Origin of the sequence: Vibrio sp. 10N.261.54.A5, from assembly GCF_041471145.1 — a bacterium.
GTDB lineage: Bacteria > Pseudomonadota > Gammaproteobacteria > Enterobacterales > Vibrionaceae > Vibrio > Vibrio crassostreae_C.
On sequence record NZ_JBFRNU010000081.1, the window covers coordinates 1 to 5445 of the forward strand.

Genomic DNA, 5445 nt, shown 5'->3' on the forward strand with positions numbered 1-5445 from the left:
CTTTACGGGGTCACTTCAATTCGACTGGCTTTCTCAATAACGGTTTATCAGCTTACCATTAACCCATCTAAAGATTATGAGCTTGGCGCGATTCGTTTATCTTTCAACTGATCAATAACATAGTCAGGAGCTACTTTACCTAGCTCACCTAAGCAATCATCGGTCTTTTCATTTCCGTAGCGCACATAGATATCGCATACCGCGTATAGCTGCTCTGGAGAACCAGAGATCAAATATGCTTTCTCGAACGATTTAGTCGACTTGTCGATATCCAACTCTTCTTGTAATACCCCATTTAGGTACCAGTAGTAGCTGTTATCTTTCGCTAGCTTCGCAGCCACTTCAATCTCTTTGGCTGCCGCAGTTTTGTCTTCAAGGCGAACCAGAGTCAACGATTTCGAATAATGCAGAGCGGCGTTGTTTGGCACGCTCTCCAAACCACGATCTAATACTTCGACTGCTTGCTTATCTTTGTTCTGAGCTCGAAAATTATCTGCGTAGCTCAACCAAACTTGCGCTTCTTTTGGATGCGTATTGATCAGCTCTAGATAAACCGTTTCCGCCTTATCCCAGTCATTGTGCCAACGAAGCACATCAGCAAACAGTAATTGGTACTTTTCAGATTCTTGCGTTTCCAAGAAGCTAATAAGCTCTATGACTGGTGGTTCAATTTGTGCTTTCTGCTCGTCATCCAATGCATTGAAGTCACGGACTAGGTTTGACGTTGCCGTATGGCGAACCATGGTATCGCTGTCTTTTAGCAAGGGTGAAACTAACGCCCAGCGATGTTCAAGTTGGTAAGGTTCAGAACCGATAACCGCCGCTTCACGAACTTCAGGGTTTTGATCTTTTAAGCCTCTTGCCACCGCCACCAGCGCATTTTGGCTTGGATATGAAGCAAGCTCTTGCAGTGCACCAGTACGATTTTCAACAGATTGATTCTGATCTTGTGCCATGTAAGACAACTGTTGAATGCGGGTTTGAGTGTCCGTCATTTCAAGCACTTGATTGATATTTTGTGCTGGCGCGTCAACCGTTTGTTGAACGCTATTCGCAGCCATCGCAGACGTTGAAATTAATGCGGACGTTGAAATCAATAAAGCAACAGCCGTCGCTAAACTCTTCTTCATCATAGTATTACCTTAAACTGGAGAACTTAGCCTGTCCTTAGACTCGTATCTGATTAAATTTTTCTTGGACCTGTTGATCCAAAGAACGAGTTAAAACTTGGTCTCGAACGTAGCTTGTTGCGCCTGTTTTGCTCGATGCGCCATCAATACTGAGTCGCTGAATTTACCATGAGCAACCGGATGCCCCATCGCGCGAGCGATGTACGCCATCGACTTATCGACATGAGAAAAGAACTTATGCCAACCAGCACATAAGTAGTTCAAACCCGGTTCACCTACACGAGTTTTGATAAAGCGGTTCTTAGGGCACTCACCATGACAAGCGAACTTGTAATCACACTGCTGACATTGACTGGTCAGTGTACGGGATTTAGCAAAGCCAAACTTTTGCTGTGGTGCGCTGTACGCTAAGTCATCAAGCTTCTCGTGATGAATATTGCCAATCTTGTATTCAGGGTAAACATAATGGTCGCATGAAAATACGTCACCATTTGGCTCCATTGCCAAGCCCTTTCCGCATATCTCATTCAAGGTACACAGTGGGTTCGGACGTCCAATCCATGTTTCTACGCTCGCTTCAAAATACTGAACAAACACCTTACCAATGTCGTTCTTAGCCCACTCATCAAATACAGAAATAAGGAAATTACCCCAAGCCAAATCCGACACACACCACGATTCCATGATCGAATCTTTATGGCCGGGAATCAGGCGTTTATCGCCTTGTTTGAGCTGCTCGCTCACTTGGGATGTTTGTGGTGCAACCGTTCGGAACGTTTTCTGTTCAACGATAGGAATAAACTGCATTTGCGGTGACTTGACCACATCACGTAGGAAGCGATAGACCTCAAGTGCATTTTGACTGGTGAGGTTATTCACACAGGTAAGCGTTGCGAACTTCACTTGGTGTTTGTGCAGCAGCTCCACAGCCGCCATCACTTGTTTGAATGTGCCACGGCCAGCTCTGTTGACACGATAGGCATTGTGCAGCATTTCCGGACCATCAATACTCAAACCGATCAGGAAGTTATTCTTCGCAAGAAACTCCGCCCAATCATCATTCAACAATGTGCCATTGGTTTGTAAATCGTTTGAAATCAATACACCTTCAGGTTGGTACTTTTTCTGTAACTCAACCACGCGTTCAAAATACGCCAAACCTAGCATAGTCGGTTCACCGCCCTGCCATGAGAAGATGATTTCTGGCGTGTTTTGACCTTCGATGTATTGCCGGATGTAGGTTTCTAACGTCTCATCATCCATTCTTGGAGAGCTGCCTTTCTTGTACTCCAACAAATCTTGCTTACTTAGGTAGTAACAATATTTACAGTCAATGTTGCACGCTGCGCCAATCGGCTTAGCCATGACATGCAAGCGCTTAGACGCTTTACCGTTATATTGTGGACCTTGAGTAATATGCATGATTTACCTACCTATTTTAGTATTCTGGAGCCATCATAATTCCTATTCGATCAAGTGACATGTTATACCCTTTATAACCAATAGGAATGACCTTAAACGTTAGAATTAGACCCTATTTCGAACATCTGAGGCACGTGATGAAATTTCTTAATTACAAACAGTTAGCAACAATTAGCAGCGTCACCATGACTATTCTTCTGAGTGGCTGTGCAAGCGTGCCTACACACCCTATCGCCCAACAAATTGACCAAGAGATGGTGTTGGTTGAAGGCGGCACATTCACCATGGGTTCGAACGATCCAGAAGCGACCAAAGCAGAGCGTCCTGCACGTAATGTAACTGTAGATAGTTTCTATATAGCGAAGTTTGAGGTGACTCAAGAATTGTTCGAATCGGTGATGGGTTCATCTCTCAGTTATTTCCAAAACCCGCAAGTTCCGGTCAATAACCTTAGCTGGCAGCAAGCAAACTATTTTGTCGAGCAGTTGAATGAACTAACGGGTGAAGAATACCGTCTGCCGACTGAAGCTGAATGGGAATTTGCAGCGAAAGGTGGCAACAAAAGTAAAGGCTATACTTACAGTGGTTCCAATAACTTAGATGATGTTGCGTGGTACTCAGCAAATTCTAAAAATAGCGCACATCCAGTCGGGCTAAAGAAACCAAATGAGCTAGGCTTATATGACATGACAGGAAACGTGGGCGAGTTTGTTATCGATGCCTTCGATGACACCTTCTACCGATTCGGTCCAACAGACAACCCTAACAACGCAAAACACAGCGACGTCGGTTTATCACACAAATCGGTTCGCGGTGGCAGCTTTGCTTATGACGAAAATGAATCTGAAAGTTACCGTCGTGACTTCGCAAGCCAATCGATCACTATGTCAGATATGGGGCTGCGTTTAGTTAAGGATGTGAACTAGCTAACGAAGCGAACTAACTAAAGATGCCGAAGGTTATGGTTCACTAATCGTCACCAACAATACTAAAAATACGATTCGCACTGCACACACGTTACAAATCTGGCCAAACGTTGGAAACCTGACCAAACATTAGAACTCAGCGGCAACAGTGAATAAGGAAACTCTATGCAATACACCAAGCTTTCAGGACTAACCCTCGCGTTACTCTGCGCTCTCCCAGCTTCAGCTGAGGAAAAGCCAAATCTAGTCCTTCAAATCACGGTAGATGGCCTGCGCGCAGATCTAATCGAACGATATAAGCACAACTTCGGTGAAGGCGGTTTCCGGTACTTAATGGATGATGGTACCTACTACACCAACGCAAACTACCAACATGGCAACACGGAAACGATCGTGGGCCATGTGTCGCTTGCAACAGGTGCTCCACCGAGCGTACACGGCATGGTAGGTAACGTTTGGTATGACCGTAGCGAAGAACGTTTGGTGTATAACGTAGAAGACGGTAACTACCAAATGCTGACCTCTGGTGCAGGTGTCGATAAAGCAACAGAGATCGACCCAACGCAGAAGACAGCACAAGGCGATGGCCGCTCTCCAGAGCCAATACTCTCCACCACGTTTGGTGACGAACTGACGATTTCCAATAGTGGCAAATCAAAAGTATTCGGTGTATCAGTGAAAGACCGCGGCGCAATCTCATTGGCAGGACACAGTGGTAAAGCCTTCTGGTTCTCCAAAGCACAATCGGAGTTTGTCACCAGTAACTATTACTATGACGAGTATCCAGATTGGGTATCACGCTGGAACGAGAAAGCGATTGCTGCTCAGTATTCCAAACAGAAATGGGAGCTCTCATTACCGCGTGATAAATACACGTTGCAAGAACACGATACCGAACACAAAGTGAAACTCGGTGACTTCCAACGCACCTTCCCTCATCCTTATGGCCCGGCAAGTTACAAGTACTACAGCACAACGCTAACCGTCAGCCCTGCTGGTGACGAAATCACGGAAAACTTCGCTAGCACCTTGTTGATGCAAGAGAAGCTTGGCCAAGGCGACGTGACCGATTATCTGTCAGTGAGTTTCTCATCAAATGACTACGTGGTGCACCTTTACGGCCCTGAAAGCCTAGAAACAGAAGACAACCTTATCCGACTTGATAAGACTCTCGCTAAGCTTTTCAAAACCGTGGATAACCAAGTCGGGCTAGAAAACACATTGATTGTGCTGTCTGCCGACCACGGTGTACCTGAATCTTCACCTGCGGCAAATGCGCTTGGTTTCAATCAAGCTCAATACTTCAATAAAGACACACTACTCTCGAGTGGTGTTGAGAAACGATTGAAGGATGAATTTGGTTTAACCAAAGACGCGATTCGCTTGTACGCACAACCTTACATCTATCTGAATCATGATCTGATCGCTGAGAAGAAGCTTGATCTGGCTAAGGTCCAAGAAGCTATTGCGGATGAAATTGCAAAAGTGAAAGGTGTTGCGTTTGCTGTATCAAGTAGTGACATTGCGGCTAACCGAGTACCGGATACGCATGTGATGCAGCTAATTAAAAACAACTACCACCCTGCTCGTTCTGGCGACGTGTACGTAGTATTTGCACCGCGCAGCTACATTAACGACATGGAAGGCCTCCAAATTGCCTCTACACATGGTTCTCCGTGGAAATACGACACTCATGTGCCTGTGATCTTTGCAGGCTACGACGTTGAAGCTAAGAAGGTATCGCGACCAGTGACGCCATATGACATTGCGCCAACGCTTTCGAACAAACTGGGTATCACCCAACCAAGCGGGTCAATCGGAGAAGTGCTGCAAGAGATCACTGAGTAGACTCAATCTCTAAGGTTTCGTGAGCTAGATTTCGAATCCAGCACCCACTCAATAAAAGAGCCGTTTATCTGTTTCTGACTCACTAGGTCGAAACAAATATGGTTCATCGCGGATTAGCG

Annotated in this window: 4 protein-coding genes; 2 read left to right on the top strand and 2 right to left on the bottom strand. The window is 45.5% G+C overall.

The features are described from left to right. Nucleotides 1-74: 74 nt before the first annotated feature. Both AB4329_RS21130 and AB4329_RS21135 read right to left on the bottom strand, forming a co-directional pair. Nucleotides 75-1133 carry a hypothetical protein gene (locus tag AB4329_RS21130; protein ID WP_372139225.1) on the bottom strand — a complete coding sequence of 353 codons (1059 nt, stop codon included), beginning with the start codon at nucleotides 1131-1133 and terminating at the stop codon, nucleotides 75-77. Between the two features lie 87 nt (nucleotides 1134-1220). Continuing rightward, nucleotides 1221-2552, bottom strand: coding sequence for an anaerobic sulfatase maturase (locus tag AB4329_RS21135; protein ID WP_372139227.1), 1332 nt, complete (start codon nucleotides 2550-2552; stop codon nucleotides 1221-1223). 137 nt (nucleotides 2553-2689) lie between these two features. On the opposite strand from AB4329_RS21135, the gene AB4329_RS21140 reads away from it, so the two are divergent. Next, on the top strand, nucleotides 2690-3478 hold the full coding sequence (locus AB4329_RS21140) for an SUMF1/EgtB/PvdO family nonheme iron enzyme (protein WP_122080857.1): 789 nt from the start codon (nucleotides 2690-2692) through the stop codon (nucleotides 3476-3478). Nucleotides 3479-3643: 165 nt separating this feature from the next. Then, entirely contained in the window at nucleotides 3644-5326 is a 1683-nt protein-coding gene (locus AB4329_RS21145; RefSeq protein ID WP_017069461.1) for an alkaline phosphatase family protein, read from the top strand. The last annotated feature ends 119 nt before the right edge of the window (nucleotides 5327-5445 follow it).

What these genes read in the sequence shown, in the direction of transcription:
- AB4329_RS21130 (WP_372139225.1), bottom strand. Translation starts at nt 1,133, where the DNA reads ATGATGAAGAAGAGTTTAGCGACGGCTGTTGCTTTATTGATTTCAACG.
- AB4329_RS21135 (WP_372139227.1), bottom strand. Translation starts at nt 2,552, where the DNA reads ATGCATATTACTCAAGGTCCACAATATAACGGTAAAGCGTCTAAGCGC.
- AB4329_RS21140 (WP_122080857.1), top strand. Translation starts at nt 2,690, where the DNA reads ATGAAATTTCTTAATTACAAACAGTTAGCAACAATTAGCAGCGTCACC.
- AB4329_RS21145 (WP_017069461.1), top strand. Translation starts at nt 3,644, where the DNA reads ATGCAATACACCAAGCTTTCAGGACTAACCCTCGCGTTACTCTGCGCT.